This window comes from Aeromonas allosaccharophila (genome assembly GCF_016026615.1).
In the GTDB taxonomy this organism is placed as follows: Bacteria; Pseudomonadota; Gammaproteobacteria; order Enterobacterales; family Aeromonadaceae; genus Aeromonas; species Aeromonas allosaccharophila.
Window position 1 is genome coordinate 3,557,953 of record NZ_CP065745.1, and the last position, 21,694, is coordinate 3,579,646.

The following is a 21,694-nucleotide window of genomic DNA, read 5'->3' on the forward strand; positions in this document are numbered from 1 at the left end:
GACCCGTAGACCCGATTTCAACCTCGTTGGCGAATATTCCATCCGTTTGATCCATCTCGCATTTTGTCTGTTAATCGTTTGATCAATATCAACAAACAAACGAGTTCTGATGGACTCCCACCTTATCCGTTCCATCCTGTAAGTTGGATATGACTGTCAAGGATGGTGTCTTATGTTCCCCCCTCGCAAGCTGGGTCACCAGATCACGCTGCTGGCAATCAGCGGCATCGTATTGCTCGCCGTAGTCCTGCTTACCTTCAACCTGTTTGAAAACCGCCAGCGGGCGGTGACGGCCGAACAGGGCGCACTGCAAACAGAGCTGCAAAATATCGAATCGGTGATCCGCAATGCCAGCCATGAAACCGTGCTGGCGGCGACCCTGATCGCCCAGCGGCCGGATGCGGCCAGGGCGGTGGCCGACCAGGATTGGCAGGCCCTCGCCAGCCTGTTCGACCCGCTCTGGCCTGCCCTCAAGGCGCAGGGGATCCAGCAGTTTCACTTCCACGTTCCCCCGGCTACCTCCCTTTATCGGGTACACAAGCCCGCAAGCCATGGCGACGACCTCTCCACCACCCGGCTGGCGGTGGTCGAGGTGAACCGCAATCATCAACCGGTCGGTGGGCTGGAGACCGGTCAGGGTGGCACCGGGATCCGTGGCGTGGTGCCGGTCACCTTCAACGGTCAGCCGGTTGGCTCGGTGGAGTTTGGCCGCGCCCTCGATGCCTCGCTGTTTGCCGATCTGCTGGGCAAGGACAGTCGGCTGGCCATCTATCTGTTTGAACAGGGCAAACCCGTGCTGCTGACCGGTACCGCCATGCTCGGCGAATCGGCGGACTGGTATCAGGGGGTGCTGGCGGGTGAGAGTCGCTTCGCCACCATCAAGCAGCAGGGGAGCGGTTTTCTGGTGATGGCGGCGCCGCTGCGCGACTTCTCCGGCAAGGCGGTCGGGGTGATCGAGCTGGCGCGGGATCACAGTGAGGTCGTCGCCGCGCTGGCGCGCCAGAGCTGGCAGATGGTGATGATTGCGCTGCTCGGCACCGCCCTGATTGCGGTGGCACTGGTGTGGCTGTTGGGCCGCCTTAACCGCCCGCTGCTGGAGAGCGTCAAGGCGCTGGAGGCGCTGGCCAATGGTTCCGGCGATCTCGGCAGCAAGCTGCCGGTGACCGGGTCGGAAGAGATCCGCCGCCTCGGCACGGCGTTCAATGCCTTCGTCGGCAAGATCCGCGACACCATGAGCCAGCTCACCGCCACGCTGGGCGAACTGGCTGGCGAGAGCGAGCGGCTATCGCGCAGTGCGGCGGGCAACCTTGGCAGCATGACGCGCCAGCAGGAGCAGACTACCCAGCTCGCCACCGCCATGACCGAGATGACCAGCACGGTGCATGAGGTGGCCCACAACACGGTGCAAGCGGCCGAAGCGGCCAGCGAGGCAGACAATCAGGCGGTCACCGGCGATGAGGTGGTGCAGCAGAGCGTCAGCATGATCGAACAGCTGGCCGCGGAAATCGCCAGCGCGGGCGACACGGTGAAAGAGGTCGCCAGAGCCAGCGAGCAGATTGGCTCGGTGCTGGCGGTGATCCAGTCCATCGCCGAGCAGACCAACCTGCTGGCCCTCAACGCCGCCATCGAGGCGGCCCGGGCCGGTGAGCAGGGGCGCGGTTTTGCGGTGGTGGCCGACGAGGTGCGCTCACTGGCGGGCCGTACCCAGCACTCCACCGCCGAGATCCGCGGCACCATCGAGCAGTTGCAACGGGCGGTGGGCACTACTGTGACCATGATCGAGCACAGCGTCTCGCGGGCGGGGGAGTCGGTGGAGCGGGCCAATCAGGCGGGGGACGCCCTCAGCCGGATCAAGGGAGCGGTCAACAGCATTCGCGATATGAACACCCAGATCGCCGCCGCCTCCGAGGAGCAATCCTCGGTGAGCGACGAGATCACCCGCAATATCGTCAGCGTCCACGAGATCTCCCAGGCCACCACGCTGGTGGCGCGGGATACCGCCCAGATTGCCACCCATGTGGCGACCCTGGTGGACAAACTGGGGGATCTGGCCGGGCAGTTCCAGGATGGCTCCAACGTAAGGATGGTGCTGACCCGCGCCCGCGCCGCCCACATGGGCTGGAAGACCCGGGTGCGCGCCTATCTGGATGGGCAGGAGGGGCTGTCGCGCAGCGAGGCGGTCAGTGACAAGGAGTGCCGCCTCGGCCGCTGGTATTTCAGCGAGGGGGCATCCTGTTGCAGTTCGCACCCAGCCTTCAAGGCGATCGCCACTCCCCACGCCAGACTGCATCAGGTGATCCAGCAGGTCATCGAGTTGAAAAACCAGCACAAGCACGAGGCGGCAGAGGCCCTCTACCGCGAGATCGAACAGAACTCCGGGCAGGTGGTGGGCTACATCGATCAGCTGTTGCAGGAGATGACCAAGCCCGCACGCTAGTCATGCGCGGGCCGGATAGCCAAAGGGCTGACAGCGATGTCAGCCCTTTTTCATGCTGTGCCGCGCAAAAGCCGTCACCGCTTAAGCTCCGGTACAAGGGGGCTCGCCGATAATGCCGCCGCCCCGAGCTGGCCCCCTGCGCCAGCTGCCGAATTTGGAACCGAGAGCGTGAAACCGACCAACAAATCCCTGCTGTCCCTCCCCGAGCGCCAGATCCCGCAACCGCAGCCTGACGAGGGCGAGCATGCGCCGTCGGCGGCAGAGACCCCGGCGCCAACCGTGCAACCCGCTGTGCCTGCCGAGCCGTCCATCCCGCCATCCCGCTTGGCCGCTACCGTGACGCCTGCAGCGCCGATCGTGGTGGTGCCGGTTGCGCTGCCATCCGTGCCACGCGCTCGCAATATGCTAGTCGGCGCCCTGTTCTGTGTCTGTCTGGCGCTGGTCGCCTCGTTCGTCTTTATTGCCCGTTCCCATATTGCAGTGACGCCGCTCGTGGCCAGCGGTGCGCAGCCGCTCGTGGCCAGCGGTGCGCAGCCGCTGGTGGAGATTGGCGTTGCCGATATTGACCAGCCCGAGGTGGTTTACTCCATGGATCTGGCCTTTCCAGCGCGGGAAACCACCATCCCGCAGCCGGTGGTCGCCCGCCACGAGCGACCGGCCAAGCTCAAGATCGGCGTCTACAAGCAGGTGAACAACGTCGAGAAGTGGCGGCGCTGGGCGCGCCAGCAGAACGTCACCTTCGAGGCGGTGCAAAAGAACCGGGATGGCGAGCCCCACTACTTCCTCTATCTATGCGAACAGGATCCGGCGCGGGTTGACCAGCTCAAGCGCGACGTGGCCCGCATCAGCGGCGAAACCCCGCTGCTGGTCCGTCGCGCGACCAGCACCCGCATCTAGCGGGAAATCAGCCTTTGTTGATCTCGCTGGCGGCGTGCACCAGCTGCTCCAGCTGGTGGTGGATCTGGGCGCGATCCAGCTGCTGCAACGGCTGGCGACTCCACAGCACCGGCGTCAGGCTCTCGGCATCGAACCCCAGCACCGGCTTGCACGGGTCCTGACTAAACAGGTTCTGGGCGGCAGCCTGGGCGCTGGTGGCCGCGTCGAGGCGGGTAAACATCAGCAGATAGTTGGCCGGGTGTTCGGTCAAATGGCAGGTCAGTTCGCCGATCTGCAGGCTGGTGACGCTCTCCTCCTGCTGCGGCGCAGGCAGCGAGAGGGAGAGAAACAGCTGGTGGATGGCGGCGTGATAAAGAGAGTTCATTGATGGCTCCAGATTGGTGATGGCGCCATTAGAGCAGGTCGCCGCTCGCGGCACTGTTAATGGTGGCTCTCTTTTTTTAGCTTTCCGGTCAGCGAGATAGCGCGCCGCGCTCAGTACAAAAATCGCGACCAATCCCGATAGTCCCTGTTGATGGCCTCTCCTAGACTGGCGGCGAAACATCACAAGAAGACAATCATCATGCAGATTCAAACACACACCGGCGGCTTGCAGGCCGTCGCTCACCACAGTGATGCCACCACCGGGGTTGGCCGGATGGGCCAGCTGGAGGCGCGTCAGGTCGCCACCGGACAAGATGCGATCCTGCTGGGCAGCCGCAGCGAACCGCAGAAAGGGCAGGGGCTGCTCTCGCGACTGGGGGCCCAGCTGGCTCGCCCGTTTGTGGCCCTGAAAGAGTGGATCGGCAACCTGCTGGGGACGGACAAGCATGCCGCTGCGCCGAAGGCGCAACAGACTCCTGTGACAGACAACCTCTCGCTGGCTGACCAAAAACGGTTGCTGCTGCAACAGGCATTGCCTTTCACCCTGGGCGGGCTCGACAAGGCCAGCGAGCTGAACAATATCAATGCCGAACAATTGGGGCAGGATCATACCCGTCTGGCGACCGGCAATGGTGCCCTGCGCTCACTGGCGACCTCCCTGATCGGGATCCGGGATGGTTCCATGCGGCAGGAGAGTCAGACCGCTGCAGCCGGGTTACTTGAACGCCCCATCGCTGGTATCCCGCTCCAGCAGTGGGGTACGGTGGGGGGCAAGGTGACCGAGCTGCTCGCTAACGCCACCCCCAAACTGTTGCAGGAGGCGATGAGCCAGCTGCACACCGCGATGGGTGAAGTAGCCGACCTGCAGCGCGCCGTAAAGGCCGAAATTGCTGGTGAACCGGCGCAAAGCGCGACCACGGCTGCTGATGCGGCGCCGGTCCAACGGGGTGAGAGCAAAGGTGTGGCCCGCGAGCAGGTCGCCATGACGCGGCAGACTCCAGCCACCGGCTACAAGCTGGCGCTGGATCTCATCAGCTATCAGGCCAGCTACCTGCTGCGGGATCAAACCTCGACGACAGTGACCCTGAGCAGCAGCGATCTCAACGCCCTGCATCAGCACATTGCCGATGGCTCCATCAATGGCTCCCACATGGCCAAATTGCAGACCCGTGGCGATCTGCAAACCCTGCGCACACTGGCGCTCTCGCTGGCCAGCGGCAGCGATGCCAAGGGGGCTTCCCTTGGCCATGCTCTCGACAGCCTCGCCTCGGCGCGCCCCAACCAGCGACTGGTGCTGGGCGGCCTGATGCAGTTTGCCAGTCAGGGGGATCAGGCCTGGGCTGACCATACCGCTGGCAAGCCGGAAGATCGGCTCGATGCCGGGGCGCGGCAGCGCTTTGATGGTGACAACATGAAGGCGGCGGTGGCGCGTCTCGGCGCCAGCGAAGCGCGGCAAGTGCTGCAACAGCTGGAAGGGGCTTTTGGTGATCGGGTGCGGGGCATCTGTGATCTAGCGGTTGAACTGGTCTCGCCCTTTGCCGACACGGTCCCGGAGGCCGTGTTGACCTCCCGGTTGACCCGTATGGGCACTGTGGTGAGCACCCTGATCGACCAGATCAAGGAGCACCTCGCGCTGCCCCTGTCAGCTCACAGTGATGCGTCCCAGATTGATTCTGCCGATCAGCTGACGCCGCTCGAACTGGCTGCGCTGGCCCACATCGGCGTCGATGACCGCTATCTGTAAACCGCCTGCAAGCCGCCCCTCCGGGCAAGGCCGGATGGCACGAAAACGGACACCCTCGGGTGTCCGTTTTTTATTCTGGCGGGGGGGCGGGGGCTCAGTGCAGGCTGCGATGGCTCAAAGGCTGGCGAAATCCACCTCGGGCAGGGTTTCGAAGCCGGGACGGGCGAACAGGTAGCCCTGCATCAGGCTGATACCCATCTCCCGCAGGCAGGCCATCTCTTCGCGGGTCTCGATCCCCTCCGCCAGCGGGGTGATCTTCAGCTCCGCAAACAGCGCCAGACAGTGGCGCACGATGGCTTGCCGGGTCGGGTCCTGGTCGATGCCGCGCAGCAGATGCATATCGAGCTTGATGATATCTGGCAGAAAATCGGCCAGCAGGTTGAGGCCCGAGTAACCTGCGCCAAAGTCATCCATCGCCGTCTTGAAGCCAAGGGCCTGATAGTGATCGACGATGCCGCGAATATGCTGGTTATCCAGCAACTGCTCCACCTCGGTCAGCTCGAACATGATCTGCTCGATGGGGAAGTTGTGCTCACGGGCCGCCTGCAGGGTGGTGCGGATGCAGCGCTCCGGGCGGTAGACCGCGTTTGGCAGAAAATTGATGCTCAGCATCCCCTTCATCCCGAGTCGGGCCGCCAGCGCGATGGCCTTGATGCGGCACAGCTGGTCGAAACGGTAGCGGTTGTCGTCGTTGACCCGGGCAATCACGTTCTGCGCCGGTTCGTTGTTGATCCCCCGCACCAGCGCCTCATAGCCGAATATGGTGCGCTGGCTGCAATCGACGATGGGCTGAAAAGCCATGGTGAAGTCGAAGTCGAGATCTGCTTTCTCCTGACACTGCTGGCAGATGGCGGGGGACGGGGCGGCAGGTATATCCATGACTTTCCTCTTGGGCGTGGCGGCGCTGGGCACTGTCTCAAATGATAACAGCTCATCACCCCCCTGTAGGTTCGATTAGCGAAGCGTAATCGGACGAACGAGAAGCTTTGATTGCGGTTGTTACCGTGCAACAGCGTCGGCCAGCTGGAGGGGAAAATTCGGCGGGCTGCATTTTTCGTTGGATACGGATAGTATCTGACCCAACGTGGGGAGACCGGAGGGAAAGGATGACTTCGTTCAACCTTTCAGTCTTTGGGTTTATATGTCTTGACCCTGCTTGCGATACGTTCCCAAACCAAGCCCGTTGTGAAGTTGGTTTGTTCTATATTAAGAACGTATTTTCCTTTAAATCTATATTTTGTCTTGCCAAAACTATCTTTTACTTTCGCAAATACAATTCTGGTGTGGATCCCATCGTCAATTGTTTTTAATATGTGAGCTTTAGCTTTTTCATTATCGACATTCTTCTCGTAAATAGTGGTTTCATCATCAGATATATTATTTTCCCAATCTCCGTTTGGAAATAACTTGGGAAACCAAATGATAGTATTTTCTTCTATCCCGTGAGAGGCTCCTCCTCGTTGCCATCCTGCATAGTTATGACCGAAGCAGTTTACTGCGCTCACTATTTTATCGAAGGCTACATCATCACTTAAGTCAATATAACCGCGTTCTATATATGTCTTGGATGATTGTTCCATGTATAGGTCCCATTTAATAAAGTTGGATTTCTGCTGTTTCATTTTTCTGATTAGAAGCACAGCCTGCTCAATGTCCTCGTGTAGCTTGTCAATTCCTTTTGAAGTGTCAATTCTGATAATCTGATGTCCAGTGGCATTAATAATATCATTTTCTCTTAGCCGATCATGCTCAACCTGCGTCAAATGGTGAGGCTCATCGACTTCAATATGTAGTGATAATTGAGGAAAGTATAGGTCTGTCAACGCTCTACCATATGGTCTTGCTACATATTGTTGAGTGATGATTTTTATTTCTAAATCATCTAGCAGATGCCAAATTCGAGTTATAACATAATTCTCAAATCGTTTCCCTCTAGTTCTCTCCAGTTGCCAGGAAATAAAATCCAGTTTACCCATTTCACAGCCTTCACTTAATTGTATTGATATGCATAATTATAGCTTGAAATGCAACTTTACAGAAGGGTTGATTAAGCTAGGTTAGGTGTTTTAGATTAAATAGAAACGGAAATTCTTTGGCACAGAAGTGCTTCATGGTTTTATATATTAAAAAGTCGTCTTGAGTGTTAGAAGAGTGAGATGCCAAGCATAGAAAAATATTCATCCCTTTATACTTTGCATAAATCAACCATTCACCAGTAAGGTTGTTCTTATTGGCTCTGTTTTTATAGCCTTCAATGAAAAACTCATGGGCGAATCGATCTTGCCATCCATGCTTTGATGGATTTGTTTCCTCTTCCGCAATTATCTTTTTGCACAGGGTATCAAATTTTTTGCTGTTTTCAAAATTCAGCCCCCATTCATTTATTAGATTTTTCATGATAAATGCGGGGGTTATAAAATGGGATTTATAAAACCCTTGCAATGGAGGATGTTTGAATCTGTTTTCTGCGGCATGTCGATGGTTTACACCGTCAATCGCCTGCATTAAATCAGTAACCACAAAAGAGCTGAATTTTCTGTTTTTTATCGCATCTGTTAATTGTGATAAAAGTAAGCTGCTTATTCTCGATTCATGTAAACCATAAAATCCAGTGTTGTTTTCTAAATATATAGAAACATCATAATTTGTGATTTTGAAAAGGCTCATTAATTCTGAAGATAACTTGACCATATGTGCCCCCATGAATTTTTAATTAACTATATAGATGTGATGGTGCTATATAAATAAAAAACGGCGCCTCGTGGCGCCGTTTTTAATATCACTCAACCCAACTCAGATCACTGCAGCAGCGAGATATCCGCGACTTGCAGGAACAGGTTGCGCAGGTTGTTCAGCAGTGCCAGACGGTTGGCCTTGAGGGCCTCATCGTCAGCCATCACCATCACTTCGTTGAAGAAGGTGTCGACCGGCTCGCGCAGGGCGGCCAGACGGGTGAGGGCAGCCTGATAGTCACCGGCAGCGAACAGCGGAGCCAGTTCGGCTTGCAGTTCGGCAACCTGGGTGGCCAGCGCCTTCTCGGCGGCATCGACCAGCAGTTCCGGTTTGACGGCAGTCGGCAACTCGCCTTCGACCTTGGCCAGAATGTTGCTCACGCGCTTGTTGGCGGCAGCCAGTGCCAGTGCGGCATCCAGAGTGCGGAAGTGGCTGACGGCCTTGACGCGACGATCGAAGTCGAGCGGACGGGTCGGGCGGCGGGCCAGTACGGCCAGCACCACGTCGGCACCGATGCCTTCGTCCTGATAGGCGGCACGGAAGCGGCCCAGCATAAAGTCGACCACGTCGGTAACGACGGTTTTGTTGGTCAGCTTGTCGCCGTAGACGCGTACCGCTTCTTCAACCAGTTCAACCAGATCCAGATCCAGCTGCTTCTCGGTCATGATGCGCAGGGCACCGATGGCGGCGCGGCGCAGGGCGAACGGGTCCTTGTCACCCTTCGGCAGCATGCCGATGCCGAAGATACCGGCCAGAGTGTCGAACTTGTCGGCCAGCGCGACGGCGCAGGCAACCAGACCGGACGGCAGGGCATCACCGGCAAAGCGCGGCATGTACTGCTCGTTGAGGGCCACGGCTACTGCTTCGTCTTCGCCATCGTGACGGGCGTAGTGCATCCCCATGACACCCTGGGTGTCGGTGAACTCGCCGACCATGTTGGTCATCAGGTCACACTTGGAGAGCAGACCGGCACGCTTGGCCTGAGTGACATCGGCGCCAATACGCTCGGCGATAAAGCCGGCGACGGTCTCGATGCGCTCGACCTTGGCCTTGACGGTGCCCAGCTGTTGCTGGAACAGCACGGTTTCAAGGCGCGGCAGGCGGGAGGCCAGGGTCTGCTTGAGGTCGGTCTTGAAGAAGAACTCGGCGTCTGAGAGACGGGGGCGAACCACCTTCTCGTTGCCGCTGATGATCTGGCTCGGGTCTTTGGACTCGATGTTGGTGACGAAGATGAACTTCGGCAGCAGCTTGCCGTTCTTGTCGTAGACCGGGAAGTACTTCTGGTCACCCTTCATGGTGTGCACCAGCGCTTCAGCGGGAACGGCCAGGAACTTCTCTTCGAAGTTGGCGGTCAGCACCACCGGCCACTCGACCAGTGCAGTGACCTCTTCCAGCAGGGCGTCGTCCAGATCGGCCACGCCACCGAAGGCGGCAGCGGCCGCTTCGGCGTCAGCCTTGATCTTGGCCTTGCGCGCCATGAAATCGGCAATCACCATGCCGCGCTCCTGCAGGATCTGCGGGTACTGGCTGGCGTTGTCGATGATGAATTCGCTCTCGCCCATAAAGCGGTGACCGCGGATGGTGCGGGCAGAGTCGATACCCAGAATGTGAGCGGGCACCAGATCCCCATCCAGCAGCAGGGTCACGGTGAACACCGGACGCACGAACTGGATGGTCTTGTCACCCCAGCGCATCATTTTCGGGATCGGCAGCTTGGCCAGCGCCTGGCTAACCAGCTCGCCCAGCAGATCTTTGGCCGGACGGCCTTCGACCTTGGCGGTGTGAACCAGCCACTCACCCTTGTCGGTGACCAGACGCTCGGCCTGTTCAACGGTGATGCCGTTGCCACGGGCCCAGCCTTCGGCAGCCTTGGTCGGCTTGCCTTCGGCATCGAACGCCTGCGCTACGGCCGGGCCGCGCTTCTCGACGCTCTTGCTCGGCTGCTCGCCAGCCAGCTCGCTCACCTTGAGGGCCAGACGGCGCGGTGAGGCAAACCACTCGACGTCGCCGAAGGCCAGATCGGCCTTGGTCAGTTCGCTTTTGAGGTTGTCGGCAAAGGCTTCGGCCAGGGAGCGCAGGGCTTTGGGCGGCAGCTCAGCAGTACCGATCTCTACCAGAAATGTATGTTGTGCCATGTCCGTTCCTTAACCTTGCTTGTTCTCACTGCGCTGACACATAGGGAAGCCCAGCGCTTCGCGGGAGGCGTAGTATGCCTCTGCCACGGCCTTGGTCAGGGTGCGAATGCGCAGAATGTAGCGCTGACGCTCGGTGACCGAGATGGCCTTGCGGGCATCCAGCAGGTTGAAGGAGTGAGCGGCTTTGAGGATGCGCTCGTAGGCAGGCAGCGGCAGCGGTTTTTCCAGTGCCAGCAGGTGCTGGGCTTCCTTCTCGTACTGCTCGAAGCAGTGGAACAGGAACTCCACATCGGCGTGTTCGAAGTTGTAGGTGGATTGCTCCACTTCGTTCTGGTGGAACACGTCGCCGTAGGTGGTCTTGCCCAGCGGGCCGTCAGACCAGACCAGATCGTAGACGCTGTCTACGCCCTGAATGTACATGGCCAGCCGCTCGAGACCGTAGGTGATCTCGCCGGTGACCGGCTTGCACTCGAGGCCGCCAACTTGCTGGAAGTAGGTGAACTGGGTCACTTCCATGCCGTTCAGCCACACTTCCCAACCCAGACCCCAGGCACCCAGTGTCGGGTTTTCCCAGTTGTCTTCCACGAAGCGGATGTCATGGATTTCAGGATCCATGCCCAGCTCTTTCAGGGAGCCCAGATAGAGTTCCTGAATGTTGTCGGGGGAAGGCTTGATGATCACCTGGAACTGGTAGTAGTGCTGCAGGCGGTTCGGGTTTTCACCGTAGCGGCCGTCGGTCGGACGGCGGGACGGTTGCACGTAGGCGCAGGCGATGGGCTCCGGGCCCAGGGCACGCAGACAGGTCATGGGGTGGGAAGTACCGGCACCCACTTCCATATCCAGCGGCTGAATGATGGTACAGCCCTGGCGGGACCAATAGTCCTGCAGCTGCAGGATCAGGCCCTGAAAGGTTTTGACATCGAATTTTTGCATAATTTTTTTCGCGCGAAGTGAAAATCAGAGCAAGATTTGCTGAATGTGAACCGAGGGAGTATACCGTCTGGCATGGTCGGATAATAGGCGAAATTGCAGCGGATTCACGGGATGGCACTGCGCCCTGGCTGGTCGGGCGGGATGTCCGGTACAGGATGTGAGCGATGCCGCCAGCCGAGTGGGCAGGGTCGGGGAAGCCGCTGAAATCATAAGGGAGAGAAAATGGAACTGCGCTGCGCCTGGGTGACCAAAGACCCGGAATACATTGAATACCATGACAAACAGTGGGGCAGGCCGGTCTATGACCCCCGCGAACTGTTTGCCAAGCTCTGCCTCGACGGCCAGCAGGCGGGGCTGTCGTGGATCACCATCCTGAAGCGTACCGAGAGCTACTACCGCGCCTATGCCGACTTCGATCCGCACCGCATCGTGCAGTTCGACGAGCAGGATGTAGAGCGGTTGATGCAGGACAGCGGCATCATCCGCAACCGGCTCAAGGTACAGTCGATCATCAGAAATGCCCGCGCCTATCTGGCGTTGCAGGAGCAAGGGATCGATTTTGCCGATTACTTGTGGGGCTTTGTCGGCGGTGCCCCCATCGTCAACCAGCGGCAGGGCAACGGCGATATTCCGGCCACGTCGCCGGAGTCGGATGCCATGTCGAAAGCGCTCAAAAAGCTCGGTTTCAACTTCGTGGGCAGCACCATCTGTTACGCCTTTATGCAGGCGGTGGGGATGGTGAACGATCATCTGGTCAGCTGTCCTTGCCACGCCGAGTGCCAAAAAGAGCAGCAAAAGAAGCCGGATTGAGCCCCTTTGTGGTATCCGGTTCAGTCGGGATACAGTGATGGCCGTTCAGAATTGCGCTCCCCAATCAAGGAGTCATTCATGTCTTTCATCACTGTTCGCGGACGCGCCTGCCGCGCCCTGATCCTGGCTTGCGCCACCCTGCTGACCTCACTGCCTGCCCTGGCGGTCAAAGAGGCGCGCGACATTCGTCAGGATGCCCGCAGCGACGCTCGGGATGTTCGTCAGGATAGCTACACCGGTCATCAGGACGCCCGTCAGGATGCCCGCGATGTGCGTCAGGATGGCCGCCCGCAGGCTCGCGACATGAAGCAGGATTGCCGTCAGGAAGAGTACCTGAACAACGTCGACTGCCGTCAGGACAAGCGCCAGTTCAAGCAGGATGTGCGGGAAGATGCGCGGGATATCCGCCGCCGCTGATCCTCGCTTCATGGCGGTGGCCCGATCTGGCCAACCGCTGGCAGCCAAACAGTGTGACAAGAAAAAGGCTCCCGAAAACGGGAGCCTTTTTGCATCTGGTCGCCGGGTGGCGGCTTACGCAACTCCCGCCTTTACCATGCACTCGCTGTATTGCTTGTCCACCTTCAGGATATGGTTGAGCAGCCAGCTCTTGAGGAAGATGATCATCTCCATGTTGAGATCCTGTTCGTCGCCATCTTCGCGGCGGATCAGGTTGCCCAGCTCGGCCAGCAGCCTGGCATGCTCCTGTTTGTGGCGTTGCAGCTCGGGGTAGCGCGCCTGTTCCATACTGCGCTCCTCGTCGGCAAAGTGCTGAATCGCCAGCTTGAGCAGCTCGTCCAGCCGCTGTTTGCGCACCTGCGCCGGACTGTTATCACTGACCGCGTGGTAGAAGCGGTTCATCGCATCGAACAGGCCCTGATGCTGACGATCCACGCTCGCCACACCCACCATGAATGTCTCGTTCCAGCGCAGCAGGTCGTGTTCATGGCCCGTTGATTGCTGCTGGCTCACCTCGAACTGGTCGCTGATCAGGCTGATCTCCTCATTGGACTGGTTCAGGTCGCGCGTGTGGGCCCGACTCTCGCGGGCCAACTCGAGGCATTCACGAGCAATATTGGCAACCTGCATGACGTTGCGATTGGTCTCTTCCGCGACCTGAGCCTGTTGCTCGGCTGCCGTGGCGATCTGGCCATTCATGTCGGCGACCCGGGTAATGGCCGAGACAATGGCATTCAGTGTTTCGCCGGTGCCAGCGGCCTGATTGACCGCCTGTTCGCTGACGTTGCGAGTGGTGTGCATGGTGCTGACGGCATGGCGGGTGTTGTTCTGCAACGCTTCGATCCGCTTCTGGATATCGACGGTGGCCGCCTGGGTGCGGGTTGCCAGCTGGCGAACCTCATCGGCGACCACTGCAAAACCGCGTCCCTGTTCGCCAGCCCGGGCGGCTTCGATGGCGGCGTTGAGTGCCAGCAGGTTGGTCTGTTCCGAGATGGTGCTGATCACCTGCAGTATGTTGCCGATCTGGCTGCTCTCCTGATCCAGCTGGGTTACTTCACCGGCGGATTGCTCGATATGGTTGGCTACCTGACGGATCAGGGCGATGGTTTGACTCACCTGCTGCTGGCCATCGTGGGCCTGCTGCTGGGTGAGCAGGGTATCCTGACTGGCTTGCTCGGTATTGTGTTCGATGTTGTGGACGGTGGCGGTCATTTCGTTGATGGCGGTCGCCAGCATGTCGGTACTTTGCTGCGCCCGCTGCATGCTGCTCAGGGTGCTGCCGGAATGGTTCATCAGCAGCGCCATCTTGTCGTGGGTCTTGTGAGAGACCTGCTGCACCGAGCCGATCAGGCTGTCGATATTGTCGAGGAAGCGGTTGAAAACCGTGGCGAGGTAGGCGAATTCGTCCTGTCCCTGATTATGCAGGCGGAAGGTGAGGTTGTGGCTGTGGTTGGCCAGCTCGACCAGTTGGGTCATCAGATGCTGCAATGGGCGCACCGTTTTGAGATAAATAAACAGCAGCATCAGCAAAATAATGGTCAGGCTGGTGACCAGCAGTAGCAGATCCTGGCTTTGCAACGCTTTGCTTTGGTCTTCGATCTTCGTTTCTTGTTGCATTAACTGCTGATGTTGCTGATCCAGCGCCCCCTCCACCTGGCTGGCGATGGTATCGGTTATCGCATCAAACCCCTCGCCTGGCTGCTTCATCAACAGGTTGCCTGCCTCACGCCCCCCTTTCAGATAGGCATCGACCATCCGCTTGCCAATATCGAGTTGCTTGGTAAGCAGGGGGGAGAGGGTATTTTGCAGTTGTGGCAGGGTATCCAGCAGTTGGCGGGCGGCCTGAGCGTGCTGTTCCGCCTCGCCGATGGAGTCCTGTTCGCCAGATACGGCCGCATCAGTGAGAAATTGCTGCACCTGAGTAGTGTGATAGCGCAGCTCCTGCAGGGCAATTTGGTGGTTGGCGCTGGTGATCAACTGCTCAGGCAGTTGCCCGAGCCGATCAGTCAGAGTGCTGCGCCAAATACCCCCAAGTACCATGGTGAGGAGAATGACGAGACTCGCTCCCAGCAACAGACGCCGGATCGAGAGGTTATGAAGCAGAGCAGGCATGGAAAGATCTCTGAGAGCTGTTGATAGTACCTTCAATAGTAGTCAACGGCGTCACATTGCGGCCTGCTGTTTCTGATTGTTTTGGTTTCGTACGGGGCTTTTGTGCTGGCTGATAACTTGGGCGGTTTGGCCGAATGACGGCTATCTGTCAGAAGAGGGCGTAACCCGTATCCTGACGTCACACCTTGGCACTCCTCTGGGGTAGAATGCGGCTCTCCGGTTTAGAGTCGGTTTTTTTCAGAGGTTTTTTCATGCATTTCAAGACACTTGTTCCAGCCGTTGCGCTGGCCGTAGCCCTGAGTGGCTGTACTACCAACCCGTACACCGGTGAGCAGCAGACCTCCAAGGCGGTCTGGGGTTCGCTGGCCGGTGCCGCAACCGGCGCGGCAATCGGTGCCATGTCCTCCAGCAAGGGTGACCGCAAGAAGGGGATCCTGACTGGCGTAGCGGCAGGTGCGGCGCTGGGCGGCGGTATCGGTTACTACATGGATGTGCAGGAAGCCAAGCTGCGCGAGAAGCTGCAAGGCACCGGCGTCAGCGTCACCCGCAATGGCGACCAGCTGATCCTCAATATGCCGAACAACGTCACCTTCGACAGCTCCAGCGCCCAGCTGAAAGCGGCCGGTGCCAACACCCTCTCCGGTGTGGCCATGGTGGTTGCCGAGTTCGACAAGACCCGCCTGAACGTGGTCGGTCACACCGACAGCAGCGGTTCCCGCGATCTGAATATGAAGCTTTCCCGCGACCGTGCCGATGCCGTTGCCGCCCAGCTGATTGGTCAGGGTGTCGCTGGCAGCCGTATCTCCACCACAGGTGTAGGCCCGGATCAGCCGATCGCCTCCAACAGCACCGCGGCTGGCAAAGCCCAGAACCGTCGCGTGACCATTACCCTGACTCCGACTGCCTAAGTCGTTCAGGTTTTGGTAACGAAAAGGCCCCGCCAGTGATGGCGGGGCCTTTCTATTGGAGCCGTGGCGAGCAATGGCGCCTTGTTTTTTGCTCCCTTCTCCCCTTGCGGGAGAAGGGGCGGGGATGAGGGGGATAACCGCCTCTTAGACAGCTGCAGTCAGCTGCACTTCCACCTTGTAACCGTCGTGGGCGAGGCGGGCTTGGACGCAGGCGCGAACCGGTGCGGTGTCGGCATCAGGGGAGCCAGGCATCCCGTTTTGCTTAGACAGCGGCAGTGAGCTGCACTTCCACCTTGTAACCGTCGTGGGCGAGGCGGGCCTGTACGCAGGCTCGCACGGGGGCTGTGCCAGCCGGGATCCAGGCATCCCACTGCTCGTTGAAGGCTGCGATGTCCTGAATGTCTTTGAGATAGATGTTGGCCATCAGGATCTTGTCGACGCCGGAGCCGTTGGCTTCCAGCAGGCGTTGCAGGCTCGCCAGCACTTCGCGGGTCTGCTGGTGGATGTCAGCCTCTTCGCTGACGGGCACTTCCACCACGTAGAGGGTGCCATTGTGGATGACCACGTCTGACCAACGCTGGGTGGTGCCGATTCGGGTAATGGTTGTCATGGAGTGCTCCGGTACGGGGGCTTATTGACCCTTGCGGATCAGATAGCGGTAGGGGGCCTGCTCTGTCTCGCTGGCGACCAGGGTGTGATCCATAAAGCGGCAGAAACTGGGGATGTCGCGGGTGGTTGAAGGATCGTCGGCGCTGACCAGCAGGGTCTCGCCATCCGCCATCAGCCGCACTTTCTTGCGAACCATCATAACGGGTTCCGGGCAACGAAGCCCGATTGCATCCAACTCATGGGTTGCATCGCAGAATAAATCACTCATCTATTATCAACCTTCAACCTATTCGGCTGCTAATGATACTCAGGGCTAAAAAATAATCAAACAAACGACCCATTAACCAGCATATGTAACCAAAATGTTATTCGGCCCTATCCAGCTTGCGCCGGACGAGTAATATAAAAATTGAACCATATTCAACAAGGAGGTGAATATGCAGGTCTCCTACGGCAGATTACAAGCCTATGCAGGCATGGGGTTCTTGTCCTTCGCCATGATAGTGATGGGCAGCCCGATCGGGAACACCGGTACCTGGTTCGGCTCCATGGTGATGGTCGGGTTGGGGCTCTGGATCGAGCTCAGCGATTACTATGACGAGGATGAGGACGAAAACGATCAATCCTGAACCGGATGACGATTCAACAACAAAGGCGGAGCAATTCCGCCTTTGTCATTTCTGCCGATCAGCCATTTACCCGGATCAGCGGGTCGAGCGCATCGCCCGCTCCAGATGCAGCGCCGTCTGCTGCGGGTTTGCTTTGGGGTCGTTGAAGTAGTTGCTCAGCACATCCATGATCGCCTGACGCATATTGGTCGGCGTCGCCATCCCCTCCGCCATGCTGGGCAGCAGGTTGTCCTGCTTTTCCGCCAGCAGGAAATCCTGATAGGAGCGCACGGCGCAGCGGTCGAACTTGCTCATGTCGGGGTGGGTCAGCGCCGGGATCGAGCCCTTCACCCGGTTGAACTCTGCCTGGAATGTCGGCGTCATCAGCAGCTGGGCCAGTTCGCCCTGGGCCTGTAGCTGGGCCGGATCCCGCTGCTTGAACATGGCGATGGAGTCGAGGTTGTAGCTGAACAGTCCGGCACTGCCCGGGCTCGGCAGGCAGGCGATATCCTCACCCGGCCGGTAGTTGCCCGCGCTCAGCTCCCCCTTCACCCAGTCACCCATCACCTGCATGGCGGCGCCACCGCTCTCCAGCAGATTGGTGGCCTGATGCCACTTCAGACCGGCATATTTTTGTGGCACATAGGCGCGCAACTGCTGGAAGCGGGTCAGCACCCGCACCATGTCGGGGCCGGTCAGGGTGGCGCTGTCCTGTTCGAGGAACGCCTTGCGGTAGAACTCCTTGCCGCCCTCACCGAGCGCCACCGTTTCAAACAACACCGCCAGCTGCCAGGGCTCGTTGCCGATGGCGAGCGGGGTGATACCCCGTTTTTTAAGCTGGTCGGCGATGGTGACGAAATGGGCCCAGTCGGTGGGCGGAGTCAGCTTCTGCTGCTCGAACACCTTGCGGTTGAGCCACAACCAGTTGACCCGGTGAATGCCGGTCGGTACCGCCATCAGGGCGTCACTCTGGCTGAGGGTGGCCCGCACCATGGGGGGCATTTTGGCGTACCAGCCGAGGTGTTCGGCCATCGGGCTGAGATCGCGCAGAAAACCGAGCCCGGCCCACTCCTTGAGTTCATAGCCCTTGAGGTGGGCCGCCTCCGGCGGGTTGGCTGCCAGTGCCCGGCTCTTCAATACCGTCATGGCGCTTTTGCCACCGCCGCCCTGTACCGCGAAGTCGTTCCACTGGTTGCCCTGTTCGGTCCACTCGGATTTGAGTACCTCCACGGCCTTGGCTTCACCGCCGGAGGTCCACCAGTGCAGCACCTCCACCTGAGAGGCGCACGCCGGTAGTGATAGCAGGGCGATGACAGAAAAAGACAACCACTTCATAAGGTTACTGCCTTGGTAGGGAGAGCGTGGCCTGCAGGCCACCTTGCGGACGGTTTTCCAGCACCAGATCGCCGCCGTGGGCGTGGGCAATGTTGCGGGCGATGCCAAGGCCGAGGCCGGTGCCCGCCTGATCGGTGCTGAGCCGGTAATAGGGCTCGAAGATGCGCTCGAACTGGTCATCCGGCAGGCCGGGGCCCTCATCCATGATAAAGAGGATCAGCATCTCCTCGTCATCCATGATGATGATGCGCACCTTCTGGCCGTACTTGATGCCGTTGTCCACCAGATTGCCGATGCAGCGCTTGAGCGCCAGCAGCTTGCCGCGATAGGGCCACTTGCAGTGGCCTTCGATGGTCAGCCGCTCGTCGTGCAGGTTCATCGACTCCGCCATCTGCTCCAGCAGGGCGTTGATGTCGATCTCCTCGATGTTCTCGTGGATGTCGGTCTCTTTCACCGTCTGCAGCGCCCCTTTGACCATCAGCTCCAGCTCGTCGAGATCCTTGTTGAATTTGCCGATCTGCACCTCGTCGTCGAGCAGTTCGACCCGCAGTCGCAGCCGGGTGATGGGGGTCTTGAGGTCGTGGGAGATGGAGCTGAACAGCCGCTCCCTATCGTCGATATAACGGCGAATGCGGTGCTGCATGATGTTGAAGGCGCGGGTGGCCGCCACGATTTCCGATGCCCCTTCCTCTTTCAGCGAGGGCTGGTCGATATCCTTGCCGAGGTTGACCGCCGCCTTGGCGAGCCGACGCAGCGGACGGGTCTGCCAGCGCACCAGCATAAAGGTGAAGAAGCAGAGGAACACCGTCATCAGGGCGATAAAGCGCACCTGATTGCTCGGCATCACGGTATCGTCGAGGGTCATGTAGGGGGCGGGCAGCAGGGCCGCCAGATAGAGCCACTCCCCCTTTTCAATTTCGATCTGGGTCACCAGCACCGGCGGGTTGAGCGGTTCCAGCGACAGGGTGTAGCGGGCCCAGGAGGAGGGGAGATCCGCCAGCAAGGTGTCGTTGTTGAAGACGTGGAGGTCGTCGGGCCGGGAGAAGTCCACCTTGATCGCCATGGCATCGGAGAGCTTGCGGGTCAGCACCCCCTGCACCTCCTGCAGCACCAGCGTCTTGCGCTCGCTCTCGGGGATGGCGTTGATGTGGATCTCTTCCTCGTTGAGCGAAACGAAGAAGCGGCTGCCACCCATGTTGCGCAGCTGGTCCAGCGCGATATGGCGATACTGCAGCGGCAGGGATTTGAAGAAATTGACGGTGGAAGCAGCGGAGAGCGCCAGGTTGCGGGTGGTGCTGATCATGCCCTCCAGCTCCCGCTTCTGGATCTGCTGCATCCAGATGCCGGTCAGAATGGTCTGGGAGAGCAGGATGGCCAGCAACAGCAGCAGGATCATCCGTGACAGCAGGGAGCGGGGTACCAGCGCCCCCCAGGACCACTTGTTGCTCATGGCAGTTCGTGCACCTCGGCAATCAGCATGTAGCCGCTACCGCGAATGGTCTTGATGATGCGCGGGCTCTTGCCGTTGTCGCCCAGCTTCTGGCGCAGCCGACTGATCTGCACGTCGATGCCGCGCTCCATCGGCAGGCTTTCGCGGCCGCGGGTGGCATCCGAGATGGTGTCCCGATCCAGCACCACGCCGGGCTGTTGCAGGAACATGCCGAGCAGCATGGCGTCGCTGCCGGAGAGATCCAGCAGGCTGCCATCGTCATGGGTCAGCTGGTGGCTCAGGGTGTCGAGGGTCCACTCGGCAAAACGCAGGCGGCGGCTCGGCTCTTTCTCTTTTTCCGGCTGGCGGAATTCGGCGCGGCGCAGCAGTGCTTTGATGCGGGCCTGCAGTTCACGGGGGCTGAACGGCTTGGCGATATAGTCGTCGGCACCCAGTTCCAGGCCGATCACCCGATCCGCTTCGTCGGAGGCGGCGGTCAGCATGATGATGGGCACCTGGGAGTCACGACGGATCTGCTGGCAGAGGGTAAAACCGTCCTCGCCGGGCATCATGATGTCCAGAATAATCAGGTCCGGGCTGTGCTGGGCGAGTTGCTGGCGCATCTCGTTGCCCTCCGCCGCCGTCAATACCTGAAAGCCCGCCCGGGTCAGGTACTCATTGAGCAGCTCGCGGATCTCTTGGTCGTCATCGACGATCAGCAGTTGTTTGCTCATTGACATATGTATGTGCATCCACCCATTTTTTTGTGCAGATTGAACCTGTCGGGGGAGTAAAAAGCAAGCAAGCCCCCTATCTAATGTGAGGTTTAAGGCAATAACAGGCTATTGATAAGGTTAAAACGAAAAAAGGCCGACCCAAACGGGACGGCCAACAGACAGCTTCTGACCACTGACGCTCACCCCGTGTGGCGATCGTCACAGACTTGAAAAGGGGCCAGTCAGACTGGCCCCGAAAAGGGACAACTCTCAGTAGTGCATCCCGTCGATCCGGCTGGTTATCACACCCGTTCGAATACGGTGGCGATGCCCTGACCCAGACCGATACACATGGTGGCCACGCCCAGGGTGGCATCCTTCTCCTCCATCAGATTGATGAGAGTCGTGGAGATGCGCGCGCCGGAGCAGCCGAGCGGGTGGCCCAGCGCAATGGCGCCGCCGTTCAGGTTGACCTTCTCGTCCACCAGATCCTGCAGACCCAAATCCTTCACGCAGGGCAGGGACTGGGCGGCAAACGCCTCGTTCAGCTCGAACAGATCGATATCGCCGATGGTCAGACCGGCCCGCTTGAGCGCCTTCTGGGTGGCTGGTACCGGGCCGTAACCCATGATGGCGGCATCGCAACCGGCCACGGCCATGGCACGCACTCTGGCGCGGGGCGTGAGGCCGAGCGCCTTGGCGCGATCTGCACTCATCACCAGCATGGCGGCGGCACCGTCGGACAGCGCCGAGGAGCTGCCGGCGGTGACGGTACCATTGACCGGGTCAAATGCCGGGCGCAGCTGGCTTAAGCCATCGACCGTGGTCTCCGGGCGGATCACTTCGTCGTAGTCGTAGAAGAAGCGGGCGCCGCTGGCATCATGGCCTTCCAGCCCGACGATCTCTTTGGCGAAGCGCCCTTCCACGGTCGCAGCATAAGCGCGACGGTGGGAGCGGGCGGCAAACTCGTCCTGCTGCTGGCGGCTGATGCCGTGCAGCTTGCCGAGCATTTCGGCGGTCAGCCCCATCATGCCGGAGGCTTTCGCCACCGACTTGGCCATGCCGGGGTGGAAGTCCACACCGTGGCTCATCGGTACATGGCCCATGTGCTCGACGCCGCCGATGATGAAGATGTCCCCATCACCCACCTGAATGGCACGGGAAGCGTCATGCAGCGCCTGCATACTGGAGCCACACAGACGGTTGACGGTGACCGCCCCCACCTGCTTCGGAATACCGGCCAGCAGCGCGGCGTTGCGGGCGATGTTGAAGCCCTGCTCCAGGGTCTGCTGCACGCAGCCCCAGTAGATATCCTCGATCTCGTTCGGGTCGAGATTGGGGTTGCGCAGCAGGATGGATTTCATCAGGTGCGCGGACAGATCTTCTGCACGCACGTTGCGGAAGGCGCCGCCCTTGGACCGGCCCATCGGGGTCCGGATACAGTCGACAATGACTACGTCTTTCATGAA

General features: G+C 59.5%; 20 protein-coding genes and 1 pseudogene. 7 read left to right on the top strand and 14 right to left on the bottom strand.

Going from position 1 to position 21,694, the window contains the following annotated elements:
* Window positions 1-172 precede the first annotated feature (172 nt).
* The gene (locus I6G90_RS16250) at window positions 173-2,437 is read left to right on the top strand and encodes a methyl-accepting chemotaxis protein (RefSeq protein ID WP_197928319.1); all 2,265 of its coding nucleotides are present in this window, start codon (window positions 173-175) and stop codon (window positions 2,435-2,437) included.
* A 36-nt stretch (window positions 2,438-2,473) separates the two neighbouring features.
* Window positions 2,474-3,334 (top strand): hypothetical protein, encoded by an 861-nt coding sequence (locus I6G90_RS16255; RefSeq protein ID WP_197928321.1) that lies wholly within the window; start codon window positions 2,474-2,476, stop codon window positions 3,332-3,334.
* A gap of 7 nt (window positions 3,335-3,341) precedes the next feature.
* Here the strand turns inward: I6G90_RS16255 and I6G90_RS16260 are convergent, their stop codons facing one another.
* Complete coding sequence (locus I6G90_RS16260; protein ID WP_042060845.1) at window positions 3,342-3,698, bottom strand: CesT family type III secretion system chaperone; 357 nt, start codon at window positions 3,696-3,698, stop codon at window positions 3,342-3,344.
* Window positions 3,699-3,896: 198 nt separating this feature from the next.
* Here I6G90_RS16260 and I6G90_RS16265 point away from each other — a divergent pair, with 198 nt between their 5' ends.
* Window positions 3,897-5,441, top strand: coding sequence for an ADP-ribosyltransferase (locus I6G90_RS16265; protein ID WP_197928323.1), 1,545 nt, complete (start codon window positions 3,897-3,899; stop codon window positions 5,439-5,441).
* Window positions 5,442-5,555: 114 nt separating this feature from the next.
* Here I6G90_RS16265 and I6G90_RS16270 read toward each other — a convergent pair whose 3' ends face one another.
* The 5 genes from I6G90_RS16270 to glyQ form a co-directional block, all read right to left on the bottom strand.
* Complete coding sequence (locus I6G90_RS16270; protein ID WP_197928325.1) at window positions 5,556-6,320, bottom strand: EAL domain-containing protein; 765 nt, start codon at window positions 6,318-6,320, stop codon at window positions 5,556-5,558.
* Between the two features lie 245 nt (window positions 6,321-6,565).
* Complete coding sequence (locus I6G90_RS16275) at window positions 6,566-7,417, bottom strand: AbaSI family restriction endonuclease (protein ID WP_197928327.1); 852 nt, start codon at window positions 7,415-7,417, stop codon at window positions 6,566-6,568.
* A gap of 76 nt (window positions 7,418-7,493) precedes the next feature.
* Window positions 7,494-8,132 carry a hypothetical protein gene (locus I6G90_RS16280; RefSeq protein ID WP_197928329.1) on the bottom strand — a complete coding sequence of 213 codons (639 nt, stop codon included), beginning with the start codon at window positions 8,130-8,132 and terminating at the stop codon, window positions 7,494-7,496.
* 107 nt (window positions 8,133-8,239) lie between these two features.
* Complete coding sequence (gene glyS, locus I6G90_RS16285; RefSeq protein ID WP_197928331.1) at window positions 8,240-10,309, bottom strand: glycine--tRNA ligase subunit beta; 2,070 nt, start codon at window positions 10,307-10,309, stop codon at window positions 8,240-8,242.
* 9 nt (window positions 10,310-10,318) lie between these two features.
* The gene (gene glyQ, locus I6G90_RS16290) at window positions 10,319-11,242 is read right to left on the bottom strand and encodes a glycine--tRNA ligase subunit alpha (RefSeq protein ID WP_016348984.1); all 924 of its coding nucleotides are present in this window, start codon (window positions 11,240-11,242) and stop codon (window positions 10,319-10,321) included.
* Window positions 11,243-11,464: 222 nt separating this feature from the next.
* Between glyQ and I6G90_RS16295 the strand changes: the two genes are divergently transcribed.
* Window positions 11,465-12,052 carry a DNA-3-methyladenine glycosylase I gene (locus tag I6G90_RS16295; RefSeq protein ID WP_042656833.1) on the top strand — a complete coding sequence of 196 codons (588 nt, stop codon included), beginning with the start codon at window positions 11,465-11,467 and terminating at the stop codon, window positions 12,050-12,052.
* A 78-nt stretch (window positions 12,053-12,130) separates the two neighbouring features.
* Window positions 12,131-12,469, top strand: a complete 339-nt coding sequence (locus tag I6G90_RS16300) for a hypothetical protein (RefSeq protein WP_042060731.1) — start codon at window positions 12,131-12,133, stop codon at window positions 12,467-12,469.
* Between the two features lie 114 nt (window positions 12,470-12,583).
* Here I6G90_RS16300 and I6G90_RS16305 read toward each other — a convergent pair whose 3' ends face one another.
* The gene (locus I6G90_RS16305) at window positions 12,584-14,620 is read right to left on the bottom strand and encodes a bacteriohemerythrin (RefSeq protein WP_197928333.1); all 2,037 of its coding nucleotides are present in this window, start codon (window positions 14,618-14,620) and stop codon (window positions 12,584-12,586) included.
* Window positions 14,621-14,871: 251 nt separating this feature from the next.
* Between I6G90_RS16305 and I6G90_RS16310 the strand changes: the two genes are divergently transcribed.
* The gene (locus tag I6G90_RS16310; RefSeq protein WP_197928335.1) at window positions 14,872-15,528 is read left to right on the top strand and encodes an OmpA family lipoprotein; all 657 of its coding nucleotides are present in this window, start codon (window positions 14,872-14,874) and stop codon (window positions 15,526-15,528) included.
* 144 nt (window positions 15,529-15,672) lie between these two features.
* Here I6G90_RS16310 and I6G90_RS16315 read toward each other — a convergent pair.
* The 3 genes and pseudogenes from I6G90_RS16315 to tusA all read right to left on the bottom strand — a co-directional run.
* Window positions 15,673-15,762: pseudogene (locus tag I6G90_RS16315) on the bottom strand (endoribonuclease L-PSP); the annotation flags it as partial.
* A gap of 28 nt (window positions 15,763-15,790) precedes the next feature.
* Window positions 15,791-16,138: a RidA family protein gene (locus I6G90_RS16320; protein WP_075111870.1), complete on the bottom strand. Its 348-nt coding sequence runs from the start codon at window positions 16,136-16,138 to the stop codon at window positions 15,791-15,793.
* A gap of 21 nt (window positions 16,139-16,159) precedes the next feature.
* Window positions 16,160-16,405, bottom strand: a complete 246-nt coding sequence (tusA, locus tag I6G90_RS16325; RefSeq protein ID WP_005342448.1) for a sulfurtransferase TusA — start codon at window positions 16,403-16,405, stop codon at window positions 16,160-16,162.
* Window positions 16,406-16,574: 169 nt separating this feature from the next.
* Between tusA and I6G90_RS16330 the strand changes: the two genes are divergently transcribed.
* Window positions 16,575-16,766 carry a hypothetical protein gene (locus tag I6G90_RS16330; RefSeq protein WP_005339471.1) on the top strand — a complete coding sequence of 64 codons (192 nt, stop codon included), beginning with the start codon at window positions 16,575-16,577 and terminating at the stop codon, window positions 16,764-16,766.
* Between the two features lie 75 nt (window positions 16,767-16,841).
* Here the strand turns inward: I6G90_RS16330 and I6G90_RS16335 are convergent, their stop codons facing one another.
* The 4 genes from I6G90_RS16335 to fadA form a co-directional block, all read right to left on the bottom strand.
* A complete protein-coding gene (locus I6G90_RS16335) occupies window positions 16,842-18,080 on the bottom strand; it encodes an ABC transporter substrate-binding protein (RefSeq protein WP_197928337.1) in 1,239 nt (412 codons plus the stop codon).
* A gap of 4 nt (window positions 18,081-18,084) precedes the next feature.
* The gene (locus I6G90_RS16340; protein ID WP_042060719.1) at window positions 18,085-19,530 is read right to left on the bottom strand and encodes an ATP-binding protein; all 1,446 of its coding nucleotides are present in this window, start codon (window positions 19,528-19,530) and stop codon (window positions 18,085-18,087) included.
* The gene (locus tag I6G90_RS16345; RefSeq protein WP_005339475.1) at window positions 19,527-20,249 is read right to left on the bottom strand and encodes a response regulator; all 723 of its coding nucleotides are present in this window, start codon (window positions 20,247-20,249) and stop codon (window positions 19,527-19,529) included. The genes I6G90_RS16340 and I6G90_RS16345 overlap by 4 nt, the downstream gene beginning before the upstream one ends.
* Before the next feature lie 278 nt (window positions 20,250-20,527).
* Window positions 20,528-21,691, bottom strand: coding sequence for an acetyl-CoA C-acyltransferase FadA (fadA, locus tag I6G90_RS16350; RefSeq protein WP_182938532.1), 1,164 nt, complete (start codon window positions 21,689-21,691; stop codon window positions 20,528-20,530).
* Window positions 21,692-21,694 lie beyond the last annotated feature (3 nt).